Source organism: Bacillus sp. AFS040349 (assembly GCF_002577655.1).
Lineage (GTDB): Bacteria > Bacillota > Bacilli > Bacillales > Bacillaceae > Metabacillus.
In genome coordinates, this window is the sequence record NZ_NUMC01000042.1 from 16,940 (window position 1) to 35,456 (window position 18,517).

Sequence of the window (18,517 nt, forward strand, 5' to 3'; positions counted from 1 at the left end):
AAAACTTCCTATTAATACTTTTCCTTCAAGAATACCATTCATCGTTTGATTTTTTGAGAGGGAAGGTCCACATATTTTTGATAAACTGGTAGTGATTTCTCATACGATTTATGTTTGTCCTCAAATAGTTTTTCAGTGCCTTGGAACACAGAAACCGTATCTCCTTCTCTACCAAAACTAGGTTTTTTTACATATTTCAATCCATTTTCAATAAAAATATCTTCCTCAAGGTATGTTGGTAAAAAATATTGAGAAATCCATTGTTTTTCTGTTTCTGTAAAATAAGGAGAATCAAGCTCCTTCATCCCCCAAATAGCTGCCTGAACTGCTTTTGATTGAAGGAGAAATGCCGAAATCGGATTTAACATAATCAACTTATTGGAACAAACAAGTTCGAGTAATTGCTCACCAATCGGATCTCCTGACTCTTCACTCACATCTTCAATTAAATGCTCCAACGGGTAGGTTTGACGATACAAGACATCGATTCTGTTTCCTTCGTCATCATATAGCCCTTCCCCTTCTTGAATCCTTAATTGATGTAATGGAACATAATTAGCTCCTACATTTGCAAGATCCTTTAGAAATATTGTTGTGAACTTATCTTCCTCATGTCCTTCATGGGAGGTAAAGACAATATATGGTGGTTCGTCATGTTTGCTGCGATGCAAGGCTTCAGCTAACGCCTTTCTCATTTCACTTCCAAGCTTTTCAGACAGCCCCTCATTTGGGTCACCCACTCCAAATTCTCGGCATAAAAAGCTATTCACATCAAAGACTTCTCTTTCAAATGTGGGTGTATCGCTATTTAACTCAAGTACCTTTAAACCTTCACTTGTTCTGACTAAATCAACCCTTGATATTACTGTATCAATTGGTAGAGCACGGTGGCGAATGAACGGAAGCATCTTCTTTGGAATATCAAGCTGAAGCAAAGATTCATCAGGTGAGCTTCTAAGCAAGTTCCCCATTTTCAAAAAAATATGGCCGATTCGATTTGTAGCTAGGCGTATTTCCTCGATTTCTTCACTTGTCATCAGGGCTATATCATATAATGCATATTCACTTTCATAAAGGTCATGCCAGAAGGAATCAAGTTTTTGATACAATCTTTTTCGGTTAATTTGATGTTCTGCTAGGTTAAATGTTTGAGACATTACCCCCCAAATCCTCCACTAGATCCCTTTCCAAAGCCCGAGCTAGAGCCCCCACCTTTATATGAACTGCTAGACTGATAGCTTTTATAAGCAGAGCTGGATTTAAGGCTGCTTTTCGTCGAGTAATATTTCCCACCATAATAATAATGGCCGTAATGTGAAGAATAATCATCATCACATTCCCAGACGCCTTCATCCGCTTCCCACTCCCAATCGCCACAATCTGAATCTTCTGGGACAGGCGGTAATGATTGATTATTTCCACAGCCTGCTGCCGTAATCATTGAAGCTGAAATAATACCAGTTAATAGCTTACTTGTTTTTCTCAAGAAAACACCCCTCCTTAAAAAGCATAAGAATTGTATCAATAATTTTTGGCAAGATTTTGGGAAATTTCCCCGTCATGAACTACCCTTTTATAGTATAGTAAAAACAATCACAAATTTGGAGGTAAATATGAAAAAAAGTTATAAATTGGAATATCGTTTAAATGATGAACGCAATGGATATCCAGCTTTATATCATTATGAGTTTTCTGATCCATACGAAATTTACTGTCGTCGTTTATGTGATTTTTTTATTAAAGGAAAAAAGGTTTATCAAAAAACCTCCGCAAGCCTTGAAGATGAATATTATGTCATTTATTTGGAAGAAGACACAGATGAATATGTTTTTGATCAAGCTGATCGTTATTCTCATGTTACACTTGAAGTTAGAGATTTCAAAGAGTTTAGTGAGTCACCTCTCATCTTTACATATGATTTATATTCCCATGAAGAAGCATTATCACTTATTGGAAATGATTATTTATGGATTCAAAATGAAGAGTATGAAAAGATTTCTACAGAAATAGATGAAGATCGATCTACATATGTGCTGTATATGAGTAAAACATCTTTATAGTTATTCTAAAAACCAACGGAAAAACCTCACAAACCTAGAAATTTCGTTTGTGAGGTTTTATTTATGATTTATTAAAAAGTAAATAAAGATTTAACCCAGTTCCAGAACGAATTTGATGATTCTGATGTTGTTTGATTCGTTGCTGTCATTTCTTTGTTGGCTCGATCACCTCCGATATCAGAAGGAGGTTCAAGGCCTGTTGGTGTCTCAGATAGCTCAACTTCTGAAGTTGTTTCAGCTACAGTTATTGCATCTGACGTTGTATCTTCTTCAATATCTTTATCAAACACCAATACATATGTTTTTCGATCATTATCGTTGCTCACTTTTATTGAAATAGCAGTTTTAGCTTGATCAGGAAGACTAACTGTCGTGCTTGTTCCATCCTCGATTTCAACTTTTGCACCACTATATTCTGCAGCTGCTGAAATTGTCACACTGCTAATATCTGTTGCCACTGCAATATGATAGGTATAAGTATCAGGATCAAATGATTTATTCCACGTACCTGATGTCACGCTTAATGCGGATAAATTTGCTGTTGTTGACGTGTCCTCTCCAGTACTTTCTCCTTTTAATGAAGAACTTGTGCTCCCTGTAATAGTCGAACCTGTCATATTAACTAGATCAGAGGAAGAAGAACGTGAAGAATTGGTTCCTGAAGTCGAAACGGCACTGAACCCTGTTTGTTGTTCCTTAGATGTTGAAGAAGTGCTTTCATTTGTGCTTGTATCGTTATTAGTTTCTTCTTTTCTCGTAATTGCAACAGAATAAGTTGTTTGGCTACCATCTTCCGCTGTAACCACAATCGAAATTTTTGATTCACCCTCTGGAAGATTAATAGAAACACCCTTATTAGAATCCACTTTTGTTCCATTCACATTAACTGTTGATGTGCCCACAGCTGTAGTTGGTGTAACAATTAATGAACGAACTGCATTTGCGACGTCAACCGAGTAGCTTTTAACAGCTGATGAAAAGTTTATTTTTCCTTCAGATAAAGTTAGATTAGATAAACTGCTATTGTCATTTTGTTCACGCACAACTGTTAAACTGTAAGATGAAACTTCACTGTCATTCGTTATAGAAATTGCAAATACATTTTCTCCTGTTTCAAGAGAATAAGCTAGTTGCTTGTTACTTTCAACTTCCTCACCGTTTATCGCAACAACCGCACCTTCTGTTTCAGTGTTTAACAGAATATTCATGGTTTTCATTTCATTTGATACCGTTGCGGTGTATTCACCTATATCGCTAGAAAAGGGTTGATCTAGTTTAAATTCAACGATTTCAAGTGCTGATAGTTTGGTAGAGTTTGCTATTAGTACATTTTCTTCGGCATAAACTTGTTCTAGAGGAAAAGAAGAAAATGTTGCGAAGGTGATCATTGATCCTATTACTATTATATTAATTCCTTTTTTTACTTGCATCGTCTCGCACCTCTTTTATTTCTTTTTTAATAATACACTTATTTCCCTAAGCCTTGATTTAAGAAATTAGCACTAACATTATTCCTGACGTAATGCTTGAATTGGATTTAATTTTGACGCTTTGTTTGCTGGAAAGACTCCAAAGACAACTCCAATTAATAAAGAAAACAAAAACGCAAGTGATGTAACTGACATCGAATACGAAATCGTGATACTTGTAAATAACTCCATTAGCTTTGAAACACCTAATCCTAAAACAACACCTATTAAACCACCAAGGGTACTAAGGACTACCGCTTCAATTAAAAACTGCAGTAAGATCGATTGACGATTTGCCCCAATTGCTTTTCGAATACCAATTTCCTTGGTTCGTTCAGAAACAGAAACCAGCATAATGTTCATAATGCCAATCCCCCCTACAAGCAAGGAAATACTAGCAATTCCCCCAAGCATCAGTGACATTGTATTTGATACAGAGCTCATCGTCTCCATTAAATCTTCTTGTGTTGACACAGAATAGTAATCACTTGAATTTGGGAATAGTGTGGTCATTAGGCCTTGGACTTGAAATTTGGCATTATTGATACGATCCTCACTCTCAGATTGAAAATAAATCGTACCAATAGTTGTACTCTTTATCACTCTCTGAGTTGTTGAAAGAGGAGCAACAATTACACTATCTCCACTCATCCCAAGCGACGTTCCGACAGATTCAAGAACTCCAACTACTTTAAATGATACTCCTTCAATCTGTATGCTTTGCCCTACTGGGTTTTGGTTTGGAAAAAGAGTGCTAGCAGTATCTGAACCAAGCACAACTACTTTTTGTCGCAATTCATCGTCCATATCTGAAATAAAGCGACCTTGACTAAGCGTTAGACTTCTAACAGATAAATAAGTAGAATTGGTACCTGTAATCGAAACTTGAGTAGAATTTTCCCCATTTTTAGCACTCACTCTACCAGTTACAACAGGAGCTACTTCAGAAATCCCTCTTAACTCTTCAAATTGAGTTAATTGATCTTCTTCCAGCTGTACTGATGTTGTATCATTAACACTCAAGGTAAGAAGGTTCGTCCCTAGGCTCCCAATATCTTCTGTTACCGATTGCGAGGAGCCCTGACCGACTCCAACAAGAGTAATCACCGAGGCAACTCCGATAATAATACCAAGCATTGTTAAAAGAGCTCTTATTTTATTGTTCTTGATACTCTTGAATGCCATCTTGATAGACTCGACTAGATTCAAACCAATCACCTCCATTTTCAAACAATTGTCCGTCCTGAATTCGAACGATACGGCTCGCTTCTCTCGCAACTTCTAGATCATGTGTGATAATAACAATGGTTTGTCCTCGTCCATTTAATTCCTTTAACATGTTTAACAACTCTTTGCTTGTTTTGCTATCAAGTGCACCAGTTGGTTCATCCGCTAGTAGTACAGGAGGATCTCCTGCTAATGCTCTGGCTATCGCAACCCTTTGTTGCTGCCCTCCTGATAACTGTGTCGGCAGATGATGAATTCGTTCACCGAGACCAACCCTTTCTAAGCTTTCAATTGCTTTTTTCCTTCGTTCCTTAATAGCTATTCCTCTATATACAAGTGGTAACTCTACATTTTCAAGTGCTGAAAGCTTATTTAGCAAATTAAAATGCTGAAAAATAAAGCCAATCTTACTATTTCTTATTGCTGCAAGCTCTTTATCCTTCATGCTGCTAACTACCTTACCATCAAGTAAATATTCACCTGAATCTGGTTTATCTAAGCAGCCGATCATATTCATAAATGTTGATTTTCCTGAGCCAGATGGTCCTATTATTGATAGGAAATCCCCTTCATTTATTTGAAGGGAGACCTCTCTAAGAGCTTTAACTGTTTCACCACCAAGTTCATATGTTTTTGACATTTGTTGTATTTCAATTACTGGTTTTTCCATTATTCTCCGCCTCTTCCCATTCCACTAGGACGTGTACCTGTCTCACCTGTACCACCTGGGAATCCACCTGTGCCACCGGTAGGGAATCCGCCTTCTCCACTACCTGGGAACCTTCCTGTTTCTTCAGTTGCTGAGCTGCTATCGGTAGAAACTGTAATTGCCAGTTGAATAATTTGTCCTTCTTCTAAACCAGAAACAATTTCAATGTTTTGATCATCATTAATACCTGTTTCAACAACTTGTCTAGTTGTTGTTGTATCCTCTTCGGTTGTAGTTTCAGAATCTTGAATTGTCACGTATTTTTCATTTCCTTGGATTTTTACTGCTTCAATTGGAACATATATAACTCCTTGTTTACTTTCTGTTGTAATACTAACCTCAGTTGACATACCAATTAGAAGATTTTTTGGATCATCAAATTGTATAGTTACCTCAAAGCTTGATACACCATTTTCAGATGTTCCTTCTTTTGAAACATTCGTCACCGTTCCTGTAAATTTATCATCAGGGAATGCACTAGCCGTTATTTCAGCTATTTGTCCTTCTTTAATACTAGCAATATCAAGCTCATCTACAGAAATTACTGTTTGAAGTGTTGCATAATCAGTGATGTGTGCCACCACTTGTCCATTTTGTACATTGCTTCCACTTTCAACATCCAGGGTGGTAACAGTTCCAGCATGTGGAGCTGTAATTGGATCACTTCCATCTGTAAAAGTAATAAGCTCTGTTCCTTCTTCTACCACATCGTTTTCACTTACAAGAACCTCGTCCACCTCTCCACCATAAGAAGACGTAACATCGTTGCTGTTAATAGAGACAACAGAACCAGAACCAGTCACTTGCACCTCAATATCACCTTTTTCTACTGTTGTCGTCATCACTTGTGCACTAGCAGTGGTTACTGTTTGATTACCTTTATATAGCCAAAAGCCTCCTCCTGCTAAAAAAAGAAGCACGACTACACCAATTGAAATCCACTTTTTCAATGTTTTTTCCTCCCTAAAATGAAAACATCATTTGATGGATTTATTATTACGACTCAACCTTAAAAAAACCTTAAAGAAAATCTCATTAATCTTTTTTCTAAGGTGTAGGAGAACTTACAAATGAATTGATAAGAACAATAATTAACATAATAAAGGAAGAGATTGAGAATATTTCTAAAAAAAACAACCAATTTATATAAAACTAACTAGATTTTAATGAAAATGCTTTAAAAAATCTTTGACATCCCTTTAAAAATGATGTAAATTACCTAAGGGACGAACAATTATATTAGTAAAAACTTTTAATATTCGTATTTAGGGGTGTTATACAATGGAAAACGTATTTGACTATGAAGATATACAACTAATTCCTGCAAAATGTGTGGTTAATAGCCGTTCTGAGTGTGATACAACTGTATCATTAGGGGGACATAAATTTAAATTACCTGTTGTTCCTGCAAATATGCAAACCATTATCGATGAAAAGATTGCCGTTTATTTAGCTGAAAATGGATATTTTTATGTGATGCACCGTTTCGAGCCAGAAAAACGTCAAGATTTTATTAAAGACATGCAATCGCGTGGATTAATTGCATCAATTAGCGTTGGAGTGAAAGAAGAAGAGTATGATTTCGTTCAACAATTAGCTGAAGAAAAGCTTATACCAGAATTTATTACAATTGATATCGCACACGGTCATTCTAACGCGGTAATCAAAATGATCAAACATATTAAAGAGCACTTACCACAAAGCTTTGTCATTGCTGGTAATGTTGGTACTCCTGAAGCAGTAAGAGAATTAGAGAATGCAGGTGCTGACGCTACAAAAGTTGGGATTGGACCTGGTAAAGTTTGTATTACAAAAATCAAAACAGGATTTGGAACTGGTGGCTGGCAATTAGCAGCACTTCGATGGTGTGGAAAAGCAGCAAGTAAGCCGATTATTGCTGACGGCGGCATTCGTACACACGGTGACATCGCAAAATCAGTTAGATTCGGTGCGACTATGGTTATGGTCGGTTCTCTATTTGCTGGTCATGAAGAATCACCAGGTCAAACAATAGAAAAAGACGGAAAACTTTTCAAAGAGTATTTTGGTTCAGCATCTGAATTTCAAAAAGGTGAAAAGAAAAATGTTGAAGGAAAAAAAATGTATGTAGAACACAAAGGGGCACTACAGGATACATTAACTGAAATGGAGCAAGACCTTCAATCTTCTATCTCATATGCTGGTGGTACTAGCTTAGACGCTATTCGTCACGTGGATTATGTTGTTGTGAAGAATTCCATTTTTAATGGTGATAAAGTTTATTAATATTAGAAAAACTTATGCTTTCTGATAGTATAAAGAAGAGCTAGTACAAATTTGTACTAGCTCTTTTTAACTTACTCTTTCCCATCTTTATTAAACATTTCATCTTTTAAAGTCACATTCTCACCATTTTCCACTACAGATTTAAGCATAGATAACTTATTTGTCCAAAACTGTTCAAAGTAAGAAAGCCAATCTTTTAATTCTGCTAATGATTCTGGTTGTAGTGAATATAGCTTTTCTCTCCCAACTTTTCTTGAACTAACTAATTTTGCTTCTGAAAGAACATGAAGGTGCTTAACAATCGCTGTTCTACTAACAGGAAAATGAGAAGAAATTTCTGAAATAGGCATATCATGGTGTGTCAGTAATCGCAAAACATCTCTACGTGTTGGATCGGCTATTGCTTGAAAAATATCATGCTTTACAGCAGCTCCCACTTATCCTTCAACAACCTTTTTAAGATTATGAACAATGCCTGTCCAACCATTGTCCATCCGCTCACGAATAACTGAACTCTTTTCATTTGCTTTTGAAATGACAGCTTCATCGGCTTTCCAACCACCATGATTGAGTGTGAATTCTGTCTTATTATCACCTAAATCTTTTAAGCTAAACGATACAAACCATCCATCTGTATCCCATGAAAAAGTTAACTTATTCGGTTCATCTACCTCTAAAACTTTGCAAGGAGAAGGTCCAAATGGGGATTGGATATGGAACTCGTGACCAACAATTGGTTCAAAATCATTAGGCATGAACCAAGCTTCAATACCTTTTGCTGTAGATACTTGGTTCCATACCTTTTGAATAGGTGCTTCAAAAATAATCGTTTTCTTAATATCTTGTAACATTTCCATGTCATTTTCTCCTTTATTATTAAGTATAACCATTTGGTGTCACTTTAATAATATAACACCATTTGGTTACATGTCAAATTCATTACGTTTACTGACCTACTATCTTCTAGTTAATGATTGTATACAATAGAAAGGTACGTTGTCTGCAACGTACCTTTTCTTGTCTATTATGAATAGGATGGTCTCTTTAGAGAGCATTTACTAGCTTCGTCACTTAATCCTGGTGCATAATAACTTAACTTTTTAATAAAATAACAGGTTTCGGGAAAATGATGTTCTAGAAAACGAAGTGTCGTTTTATTCAAAAGTTTGTTTTCCTTATATTTAATCACCATACTATATATAAACTTACTCATCTCAATTGTCGTTTTCCCTACATCCTTGGCAAATTCTCTTTGCCGTGCAAAATTTGGCTCCTTAAATCGTAAGTAACCTTTTAAATGCCGATTTTGCACAATAAATGCTTGGTACCTGTTTATAAAGGTTTCAGCCTGCTTAGTTGCAATTAATTCTATCGGATCTAGTAAATCTTCAAATAGAAGAACATGTCCTAGTTGATCTTCCAACCACAAATCCATTAAATCTGCTAATGGAAGAGGTTCAGGTTCTTTCCCTTGTACTAGGAAAGTCAATATACGTAAATATTCCTGATTTTCAGCAAGTGTACCATTCAAATAAGTTGGAGATAAATTTAGATTCACTTTATTATCAATTCTAAGTGATTGTAGATTCCCCTCAAACTCAAAATAGCCTTTTACCACTGGCCATGCTCTTTTAGCAAAAGAAACCATAATTTCATCATTATAAAGATTTTTTCGTGGGATTGAGTTTAATAAGGCAATAAGTTCTCCAAAAAGATAAATATACTGCTGAGATGTACGAACATATTCAACTTCGCTTACAGAAAGATGATCTCTAACAAAATAGGCATGATCTTGCAGAACCTCTAACCAAAACAAATGTTCATCCCACACGGGTATTATATTATCATTCATACTGCTCCCTCCCCTATTATGTATATATTTACGATAAGTAATTGAAAGAAATGATTTGATCTTCAAATATTTACATAATCTAATTATTTTTTGGAAAAATAATTCTATTCGAATAAGGAAAAGGATGTTTATAAATGCGGCACACGAGACTATACATCACCTTAATGACCATATTACCTTGGCTTTCAATACCATTATTAAATAAAAAAACATTTAAACGATTTCTCCCAGGTTCACTGTTTATGTGTTTATACCTTTTAGCAGAAGGGTCTTTAGCTCAAAAGAAAAAATGGTGGTGGTTTCCATTTTCGGTAAAGCCAAATGTTTTAGCCGAGCTTCCATTAATAATTGGACCTTTTTTTATAGGCTCGTTATGGGTACTTAAATACACTTTTGGGAAATTCAACTTATATATTTTTATAAATATAATCATCGACTCAATTTTTACTTACATAGCAATATCCTGGTTCAAAAAAATTGGATATGTATCTCTTGTAAGACTTTCGAGGATTCAACTTTCTCTTTTATTTTTAGCAAAATCTATCTTTATGTATGGATTTCAAGTGCTCTATGAAAAGTTATTCAATCGAAACCAATTGAATTCTCCCTCTGAATAGTTAAAAATCCCACTATCTTACTTCACACCAGATTACGATAAAAAAAAAGTCTTCCAAGTGATTACATGGAGGACTTTTTTTAAGATCAATCTTTATTTATTAATTCTTCCCTATTAAGAATTTGCGGTGGTTTTTCCAACCATCCGTGTTTAATCATGTTCTCAGCTAAATCCTCTGCATATTTACCCAGTTCTAGAGAAAGCCTTCCATAATGTATAACAAGATCTTTCCGTAGACTCGCCCCTACAGCTGTACCATAGTTACTCAAACCGATACTTATCATTGATGCTATATTATTTGTCATTAATTTATCAGATAAACCCGAGACTGTTGTACTAGTTATTGCACTGTCCCAATCTGCTGGTGAGTGAACTGTTTCTTTCCGAAGAATTGATGAAAAGATTTCAGCATGCTTCTTTGCAATTTCATATCCTCTAGCAAAAAGCTGACTTAGTTTATGATCTTTTGCAACCTGTGCATAGCCTAGTAGAGTAGTTGCTACAGTATAGCTAGCTTCAATATTTGTTCCTAAGTGGGATATTTCCACACTTAAAAGTGGTCGATCTTCATCAAGAAAACCATCTGTAAAAAGTTTTGCTTTTTGAACAAATTCGTTTTTTTCAGGATATGCCATAGACGGGCTTCTTACTAATATCCCTTTGTTTTCAGAAGCATCAATAACTAAATCAAAGAGATTGGCTGAATGGGTCAAACAATCATTAGCTAATTTTCTAATATCCTTTCGATATGTAGTAGATCTAGCCATTGCATAATTTGTTAATCCTGCGCGTGCCATATGTTCAAGCAATCTAAACATATACATATCTGGAAACAATCTTGGTGCATGACTATAAAGATCCACCTCCTCCTTAAAACCAATTGGAACAGGAAATCTCTCCTTTTCAAATATTAATCTTAGGTTCATAAGATGTTCGTTTGAAGCCTCTAGACCGTATTCAATACATGGGTCCAAATCCTGATCTTGTCTCGTTAATTTAAAATGCTTTAACAGACAGACAGCAAGAGAATCTTATATATATGTCGTCCATAAAAAAGATATCTCAGTTGATGTAAGCATTGGATTATGGTGGTATTTCATAACTTCACCTTACTTTTTTTATTTTTATAATGCCTGAACTAAATGTAAATTATTTGGAAAATGCTTAATTTACATTTTACAATATTTAACAGAGATCAGACTAATAAGAAATTTTCATATGATGTTTAATCAAGTATTTCTTTTACTCTTCCCACAATGCCATCTTCAAGCATTACTTTAATACCATGCGGATGAGACGAGGAGTTTGTTAAAATTTCCGCAACAACTCCTTCAGTTAATTTCCCTGTACGCTGATCTAGCTTTTGTACGACATTTACCTTTATTCCCGGTTTTATATGTTCTCTTATTGTTCCTGACATAAATATCAATCTCCTTTTATTTTCTTAAAATAGACGCATTTCAACTCTCGAAATGCGCCTATAACTTTTCATTCAAATTTACATTTCAGATAGTGATATACCCCATCTTCATCACAAGTGTATTCAGTTACATCTACAGCTAGCTCTTTAATGTGATCTGATGCATTTTTCATTGCCACTGGATATTTCACTAACTTTAACATTGGTATGTCATTGTCACTATCACCGATTGCAAGAGTTTCATCAACTAACACACCAAATTTCTCTAACATATTTTGAATGCCTGTTGCTTTGTTTACATTTGCCACCATTACCTCAACATTATGGTGAGATGAAATGGAGGTAGTAAAGTCTATTTCTTTTTTTATTTCATCAAGCTCATCTTTCCACTTATTAATTTGCTCTTTTGATTTAGCAAAAAAATAAAATTTAGAGAATTTTTCTCCTTCTATCTTCTCTGCCCATTCAATTTCTTCTTTGATCGCTTGTTGCCTTGAAAGCCACTCATTTATTCCGACACTTTCAGGCTTATCACCACTAATCTCAGCTTCTACATACTCTTGATCTTGTTTTAATGTAATACGAGAAGATCCATACGGAAAAAGTTCATAATATATTTTGTGATATCTTGCTCTTTCTATAATTTTTTCAACTAACTTACGCTCAAGTGAATGTTCAAAAAGAGATTCTTCACCTAAATATCCTGACATTCCATTAGATGTAACAACCCCGTCTACTTCAAACCCTTCTGGTACGACTCTTTCTATTTCATCAACAGCTCTACCTGTTGCAATGAAAACATAAATTCCTTTTTTTCTTATCTTATCAATGATTTCCTTTGTCTTCTCACTCACAAAGTTTTGATGGTTTAAAATTGTACCATCCATGTCTAAGAAAATTGCTTTTGGCTTGAAGTCCATACTGTTCCCCCTAATGCAATTGAGTTATTTGCTTAGTATACACTGAAGCTTGTAATCTGCTCAAATATATCATCCAATTTCAATTTTTGTTTATACTATATATAGCGTATAGGTTTAGAAAAAAGGAGGAGTACGATGGACTTTAAGCATATTACAATTGCTGGCGGTGGAGTTTTAGGAAGTCAAATTGCCTATCAAACAGCTTATAAGGGCTTTCAGGTATTTGTTTACGACATTAATGATGAAGCGACTCAACAAGCCAGGGAAAGAATACTAAAATTAACAAAACGGTACCAAGAAGATTTAGGAGCTTCTGAAGAAGAAGTAAATGCTGCATTTGACCGCATTTCGTTTAGCTCTAATCTATCAACAGCTGTTTCAAATGCAGATTTAGTTATTGAAGCCATACCTGAAGTTGTTAAAATTAAAAATGACTTTTACAAAGAGTTAGGAAAAGTGGCTCCAGAAAAAACAATTTTTGCAACTAATTCATCCACACTTTTGCCAAGTATGTTTGCAGAAGCAACTGGACGACCAGAAAAATTTTTAGCTTTACATTTTGCTAATGAGATTTGGATTAACAACACGGCAGAAATTATGAAGCATCCTAGCACGGATATGGATGTATTTCAACAATTGATTGAATTCGCAGAAGCGATTGAAATGGTTGCTCTACCACTACATAAAGAACAACCTGGTTATATACTAAATTCGTTACTAGTCCCATTATTGGAGGCTGCTCAGATGCTATTAGTAAATGAAGTGGCAGATCCTGAAACAATTGATAAAACATGGATGGTAGCAACTGGTTCACCAAAAGGACCATTCGCAATTTTAGATGTTGTTGGAATCAAAACTGCATATAATATTGCACAAGGAAAAGCTGAGGCTACAGGCAGTGAGCAATATGCTAAGCTCGCCAAACACTTAAAAGAAGAATATATTGATAAAGGAAAACTTGGTATTGAGACGGGAGAAGGATTCTTTAAGTATCAGAAATAACATAAGAGGTGCCATTTTTAGGCACCTCTCTTTTTTCTATTAATTCCGAATTTGACCTGTGCCAAAAACAAAAAACTTGCTTGATGTTAATGCCTGTAACCCCATAGGACCTCTTGCATGTAATTTTTGAGTACTAATTCCTATTTCGGCACCATAACCAAATTCTGATCCATCTGTAAAGCGAGTTGATGCATTATGGTAAACTGCTGCAGCATCCACTTTGTTAAGAAACTTTGTTGCATTTTCCTCATTTTTTGTGACAATTGCTTCTGAATGGTTTGTTCCATACTTGTTAATGTGAGAAATCGCCTCATCCACATGTTTAATGACCTTCACACTAACAGATAAAGCTAGGTATTCTGTGTACCAGTCTTCTTCTGTTGCTGTTTTCGCTGAGGTAAAGACACTTCGAACAGCTTCATCTCCATAAATTTCAACCTGAAGCTCAGCTAACTTTTCTAAAAGACTTTTGCCGTACTGTGCAAACCATTTTTCTTCTATTAAGATCGTTTCGATTGCATTACATACAGACGGTCGCTGAGTTTTTCCATTAACTACAATGTTTTCTGCCATTTGATAATCAGCTGTTTCATCAATAAACACATGACAGTTTCCTGCACCTGTTTCTAGTACTGGAACTGTTGCTTCTCTCACAACGGTATCAATAAGATTTTTCCCTCCACGTGGAATAAGAACATCTAAATATTCTTTAAGATGAAAAAGCTCTTTTGCTGTTTCTCTACTAGTGTCTTCTATAAGTTGTATTGCATTAATTGGAACATTACTTTTTTCAAGCGCTTTATGAATTGATTTCATTAAGGCTTGATTTGAAAAGCTAGCTGAAGAGCTGCCTCGTAAAATTACAGCATTCCCTGTTTTTAAAGTCAACGTAGCAGCATCAACTGTCACATTTGGTCTTGCTTCATAAATCATTCCAATAACACCAATTGGTACTCGATTTTTCTTTATAAGCAGCCCGTTTTCTTTTTCAATTGTTTCAATCGTTTCACCGACCGGATCTTTCAGCTCAATTAATAAACGAATCGCTTCTGCCATATCACCAATTCGTTTTTCATGCAACATAATTCTATCTAACACGCTATCATTCAATCCATTTTGCTTTCCTACCTCAAGATCTTTCTTATTTTCTTCAATAATAAAACCTTGATCTACAATTAATTGATCAGCAATTTTAGCTAATGCATCGTTTTTTTCCTTTGTTGAAATATCAACCAGCGCAAAACTAGCTTCTTTTGCAGCTTTCCCCTTTACTAATACCTCACCCATTCTTTTAAACCTCCCTATGCTTTTACCCATTTATTTCTGTGAATGACCACGATTGAAGATAGAACATCTTTACTTAGTTCTTCACTTCTTTTTCCCATTGCTGCTTTTAACTCACCTGATGAAAAAAGAACCTCTCCTTTACCAAGTAAGCCATTTGGGCCTACTACTTCTACAACTTCATTTTTTTGAAATGACCCTTTTATATCGTAAATACCTGCTGGGAGAAGGCTTTTCCCTTTATAAAGCAAGGCATCTTCGGCACCTTTATCAACATAAATAGTACCCGATATTTCAGAATGGAAGGCGATCCATTGACGACTGTTATTGATCGATTGCAATCCATCCTTACCAATGTAAGTACCATTTCCTTTTCCATTGATAATGTTTACAAGCTTGTCTTTCCCTTTACCTAACCCAATAAATACTTGAACACCGAGTGATATCGCTGTTTTGGCTGCCATTAGTTTTGATTTCATACCACCTGTGCCCACCTTAGAACCTGACCCACCTGCTGCTTGAAGCATCTCATCGGTTACTTCTGATAGAAAATCAATTCTTTTTGCGTCAGGATTTTTAGTAGGATTTGAATCATATAGTCCGTTAATATCAGTTAAAATAACTAGCTGATCTGCATGAACTAAGCCGCTAACTAGTGCCGAAAGCATATCATTATCACCAAAGGTAAGCTCCTCAACTGAAACAGTATCATTTTCATTAATGATCGGTAATATCCCACGTTCTAACAACTCTGTTAATGTTGCATAGGCATTTTTATAACGTTCTTGTTTTGAGAAATCTTTACGAGTAAGAAGAATTTGAGCTGGAACAATGTTGAATAGACTAAATTGCTCAATATATGATTGAACAAGCAAGCTTTGGCCAACAGCTGCAGCAGCTTGTTTTCCCTTTAATGTGGAAGGACGAGTTGGATAACCTAAACGAGCAAAGCCGGCTGCAACTGCACCTGATGAAACTAATAAAACCTCATGTCCTTCCTCACGTAAAGATGCGACAGCTTGAACATGATCAGTAAACTTTTCATGATCAATTTGCCCTTTTGAGTTTGTCAAAGAGCTGCTTCCAATTTTGACAACAATTCGCTTTTTATCCATGTTCTTCTCCTCCACTTTTCTTCGTTCAATTAAAAAAACTTGTCTTATCGCCAAATCCTAATGACGAAAGCTTCTAATCGTACAAAAAAGCCCCAATCATCCCTATATAATAAGGACGAAAGGAGCTTTGCTTCCGTGGTACCACCTTGATTGGATGTTTTTTCAACATCCCACTTACCCTATAACGCTAGGGATGCGCCTATGTTTGCACAGGACTCAAAAGGTAGGTTCTGCGGCTTTTCAATATGAAGTCTTTCAGCTACTAAACTTCACTCTCTGAATTGAAAAGGCCTCGCATACTGGTCCTCTTTTTATAACGTTCCATTTTATTTTAATTTATTATGCCGAGTATTTTTCGTGGTGTCAAGATGAAGATGAATTATTTTTGAGCTACTCTTGAAGGTTCCAGTTCTATTTTATTCCATTTCCCAAGCTTATAATATCCAAAAGCAATCACACTGCTTATCACAAAGCTAACCCCCATTCCAACGGCAATTCCTTTGTCACCCAGCCATAAGGAACAAAAATATGAAAGGGGGTACCTTAGTATCCAGAAAGAAATAATATTCAATATTAGTACTTGGAACATGGCGCCTGCAGCCCTCACAATGCCATTTAAAATAAAATTAATACCTAAAAACGGGTAGAAAAAGGCAATAATACGTAAATATTCTTTTCCGAATTGTAAAGCATCTTGTTCTTTAATAAAAAGTCTAACAGCCATTTCTGCGCAAAAAAATACGATTGTACTAATCATAATCATAATAAACAAATTAAATAAAACACCATATTTTGCTATATCATGAACACGGCTCCATTTATTGGCCCCAATATTTTGACCTGCCATACTGTTTACAGCTGTTCCAAGTGCCATTGCAGGCAGCATAATCACACTGTCTAATCGTTGTGCAGCACCAAAGCCTGCTACAACATCACTTCCAAACGAGTTAACAACACTCATAATTGCCATCACACCCGCTGATATGACAGTCATTTGCAATCCTGAAGGTAGCCCTAGCTTCATAATAGTTGCCACTTCATCAGCTGTAGGCAACTTAGGAAAAATAAATGGAATTAATCCTCTTTTTATTGTGTCAAAAACACCGTATATAAATGAAATCCCCTGAGATAAAATAGTCGCATAAGCAGCTCCCTCTATTCCCATATCAAACACATACAAGAAAAGTGGATCTAACACTGCATTTAATATCACAGCAATCATGACATATCGAATCGGTGTTTTACTATCTCCTAATGCTCTTAAGACGGTGCTAATAAGGTTATAACCAAATAGAAAAAGTATTCCAATAAAATTAATTTGGAGATAGGCAGTTGCTTCCGGAATCATTGCCGATGGTGTTGAAAGCCATTTTAAAATCTCTTCAGATAGAATGAAGCCGATTGCACCCAACAAAGCCGACATAGCTGTCAAGACAACGATAAAGGCGTTAATATAGTTTTTTAATCCTGCTTCATTTTGCTTACCTTTTTGTTGAGAAAGAATGGTCAATGTAGCATTATTTATACCAATAATAAACGATAAAATCGTAAAAATGACGGTTCCCGATACAGCAATTGCACCTAATGCAGTGGCACCAAGTAAATTCCCCACCCATAAGCTGTCGATAAATTGATAAGAAACCTGCAATAAGTTTGTCAGCATAATTGGAAGTGAAAAAATCCAGATTTGCTTAACAATATTTCCGTTCGTAAAATCATGCTGTTCCTTCATATTTACTAACTTCCCCTCGAAAGTGAATTTTAGCTAATACTACTATTCACTTTTTGATTGCTTTTATGTTATCACAGACCTTTGCTACCTTGCACAAGGTATGATTTGAGGTTCACGAGGAAGTTACAGTTTAGATTTTTATATTTATGACTATTAAAAAATGATGAACACCATGTTTACCTTCGATTATTGGAAGTTTATCTTCGATTATTCAAATTTATCTCCGATTTACTTTTTATCATTTCTAACACTTATCCCCCGTTTTTCATTTTATGAATACCAGCTAAAAAACTATCAATTAATAAATGTAGACTATTATCAAGATCAAGAGGTAAACCAAATCCTCCCTTTTGTTCAAGTGAAGAGAAGCCATGTAATATACTTCGGATACCACGAACAGCATGAATGACTTCATCATTTTCAAGTCCATACCCATTTAATACTTGAACAGTTAAGTCAACAATTCTTTTCCCTGCCAGTTGAATGTTTTGGTCATCTGGATCTGATGCACTTAATGTTAATTCATAAAGTCCAGGGTGTTTACGTGCGAATGCAATATATGCATCGGCAACACAATGAATGGCATCATCCTGTGACCGACCAATTGCAGCTTCGGCTAGCTTGTTATAGAGTAATTCCATACCATGAATAGCTAATTTTTTTCGAAGTCCTGTTAACCCTTCGATATGATTATATAAAGAAGGAGAACGAACATTAAGTTTTTTAGCCAAAGTTGCTAACGTCACGGCCTCTATTCCTTGTTCATCTGCTATTTCTGCTGCAGCTTGTAAAATTGTTTGTAAGTCAAGTCCCATTCTAGGCATACGTCTCTACCTTTCTATTATT

Annotated in this window: 19 protein-coding genes and 1 pseudogene; 3 read left to right on the top strand and 17 right to left on the bottom strand. The window is 35.6% G+C overall.

Annotation, left to right across the window (positions count from 1 at the left end; all coding sequences use genetic code 11):
- Positions 1-38: 38 nt before the first annotated feature.
- Positions 39-1,157, bottom strand: coding sequence for a glutathionylspermidine synthase family protein (locus COD11_RS10165; RefSeq protein WP_255301592.1), 1,119 nt, complete (start codon positions 1,155-1,157; stop codon positions 39-41).
- On the bottom strand, positions 1,157-1,441 hold the full coding sequence (locus COD11_RS10170; protein ID WP_098796748.1) for a hypothetical protein: 285 nt from the start codon (positions 1,439-1,441) through the stop codon (positions 1,157-1,159). The genes COD11_RS10165 and COD11_RS10170 overlap by 1 nt, the downstream gene beginning before the upstream one ends.
- Before the next feature lie 172 nt (positions 1,442-1,613).
- Here COD11_RS10170 and COD11_RS10175 point away from each other — a divergent pair, with 172 nt between their 5' ends.
- Positions 1,614-2,060: a hypothetical protein gene (locus COD11_RS10175; RefSeq protein WP_098796700.1), complete on the top strand. Its 447-nt coding sequence runs from the start codon at positions 1,614-1,616 to the stop codon at positions 2,058-2,060.
- Positions 2,061-2,131: 71 nt separating this feature from the next.
- Here COD11_RS10175 and COD11_RS10180 read toward each other — a convergent pair whose 3' ends face one another.
- From COD11_RS10180 to COD11_RS10195, 4 genes are all read right to left on the bottom strand, one after another.
- Positions 2,132-3,490, bottom strand: coding sequence for a cadherin-like beta sandwich domain-containing protein (locus tag COD11_RS10180; RefSeq protein ID WP_098796701.1), 1,359 nt, complete (start codon positions 3,488-3,490; stop codon positions 2,132-2,134).
- A gap of 78 nt (positions 3,491-3,568) precedes the next feature.
- Positions 3,569-4,738, bottom strand: coding sequence for an ABC transporter permease (locus COD11_RS10185; protein ID WP_255301593.1), 1,170 nt, complete (start codon positions 4,736-4,738; stop codon positions 3,569-3,571).
- The gene (locus COD11_RS10190) at positions 4,686-5,426 is read right to left on the bottom strand and encodes an ABC transporter ATP-binding protein (RefSeq protein ID WP_098796703.1); all 741 of its coding nucleotides are present in this window, start codon (positions 5,424-5,426) and stop codon (positions 4,686-4,688) included. Before COD11_RS10190 ends, COD11_RS10185 begins: the two co-directional genes overlap by 53 nt.
- The gene (locus COD11_RS10195) at positions 5,426-6,415 is read right to left on the bottom strand and encodes an efflux RND transporter periplasmic adaptor subunit (RefSeq protein WP_098796704.1); all 990 of its coding nucleotides are present in this window, start codon (positions 6,413-6,415) and stop codon (positions 5,426-5,428) included. Before COD11_RS10195 ends, COD11_RS10190 begins: the two co-directional genes overlap by 1 nt.
- 331 nt (positions 6,416-6,746) lie before the next feature.
- Between COD11_RS10195 and guaC the strand changes: the two genes are divergently transcribed.
- Positions 6,747-7,730: a GMP reductase gene (gene guaC, locus COD11_RS10200; protein WP_098796705.1), complete on the top strand. Its 984-nt coding sequence runs from the start codon at positions 6,747-6,749 to the stop codon at positions 7,728-7,730.
- 71 nt (positions 7,731-7,801) lie between these two features.
- Here the strand turns inward: guaC and COD11_RS10205 are convergent, their stop codons facing one another.
- The 7 genes and pseudogenes from COD11_RS10205 to COD11_RS10235 all read right to left on the bottom strand — a co-directional run bounded on the left by COD11_RS10205 (position 7,802) and on the right by COD11_RS10235 (position 12,538).
- The gene (locus COD11_RS10205; RefSeq protein WP_098796706.1) at positions 7,802-8,167 is read right to left on the bottom strand and encodes an ArsR/SmtB family transcription factor; all 366 of its coding nucleotides are present in this window, start codon (positions 8,165-8,167) and stop codon (positions 7,802-7,804) included.
- On the bottom strand, positions 8,168-8,587 hold the full coding sequence (locus tag COD11_RS10210; protein ID WP_098796707.1) for an SRPBCC family protein: 420 nt from the start codon (positions 8,585-8,587) through the stop codon (positions 8,168-8,170).
- A gap of 167 nt (positions 8,588-8,754) precedes the next feature.
- Entirely contained in the window at positions 8,755-9,582 is an 828-nt protein-coding gene (locus COD11_RS10215; protein WP_255301594.1) for a DUF2935 domain-containing protein, read from the bottom strand.
- Between the two features lie 702 nt (positions 9,583-10,284).
- Complete coding sequence (locus tag COD11_RS27860) at positions 10,285-10,833, bottom strand: DUF3231 family protein (protein ID WP_304362978.1); 549 nt, start codon at positions 10,831-10,833, stop codon at positions 10,285-10,287.
- A pseudogene (locus COD11_RS27865) lies at positions 10,828-11,217 on the bottom strand (DUF3231 family protein); the annotation flags it as partial. The gene COD11_RS27860 and the pseudogene COD11_RS27865, both read right to left, overlap by 6 nt.
- 206 nt (positions 11,218-11,423) lie before the next feature.
- Positions 11,424-11,618: a YwbE family protein gene (locus tag COD11_RS10230; RefSeq protein WP_098796710.1), complete on the bottom strand. Its 195-nt coding sequence runs from the start codon at positions 11,616-11,618 to the stop codon at positions 11,424-11,426.
- 68 nt (positions 11,619-11,686) lie between these two features.
- On the bottom strand, positions 11,687-12,538 hold the full coding sequence (locus COD11_RS10235) for an HAD family hydrolase (RefSeq protein WP_098796712.1): 852 nt from the start codon (positions 12,536-12,538) through the stop codon (positions 11,687-11,689).
- Positions 12,539-12,673: 135 nt separating this feature from the next.
- On the opposite strand from COD11_RS10235, the gene COD11_RS10240 reads away from it, so the two are divergent.
- Positions 12,674-13,540: a 3-hydroxyacyl-CoA dehydrogenase gene (locus tag COD11_RS10240; RefSeq protein WP_098796713.1), complete on the top strand. Its 867-nt coding sequence runs from the start codon at positions 12,674-12,676 to the stop codon at positions 13,538-13,540.
- A 39-nt stretch (positions 13,541-13,579) separates the two neighbouring features.
- Here COD11_RS10240 and COD11_RS10245 read toward each other — a convergent pair whose 3' ends face one another.
- The 4 genes from COD11_RS10245 to COD11_RS10260 form a co-directional block, all read right to left on the bottom strand.
- On the bottom strand, positions 13,580-14,827 hold the full coding sequence (locus tag COD11_RS10245) for a glutamate-5-semialdehyde dehydrogenase (protein WP_098796715.1): 1,248 nt from the start codon (positions 14,825-14,827) through the stop codon (positions 13,580-13,582).
- 14 nt (positions 14,828-14,841) lie between these two features.
- Complete coding sequence (proB, locus tag COD11_RS10250; RefSeq protein WP_098796718.1) at positions 14,842-15,939, bottom strand: glutamate 5-kinase; 1,098 nt, start codon at positions 15,937-15,939, stop codon at positions 14,842-14,844.
- Between the two features lie 379 nt (positions 15,940-16,318).
- On the bottom strand, positions 16,319-17,671 hold the full coding sequence (locus COD11_RS10255; protein WP_098796721.1) for an MATE family efflux transporter: 1,353 nt from the start codon (positions 17,669-17,671) through the stop codon (positions 16,319-16,321).
- Positions 17,672-17,922: 251 nt separating this feature from the next.
- Positions 17,923-18,495 (bottom strand): TetR/AcrR family transcriptional regulator, encoded by a 573-nt coding sequence (locus COD11_RS10260; protein WP_098796724.1) that lies wholly within the window; start codon positions 18,493-18,495, stop codon positions 17,923-17,925.
- Positions 18,496-18,517: the final 22 nt, after the last annotated feature.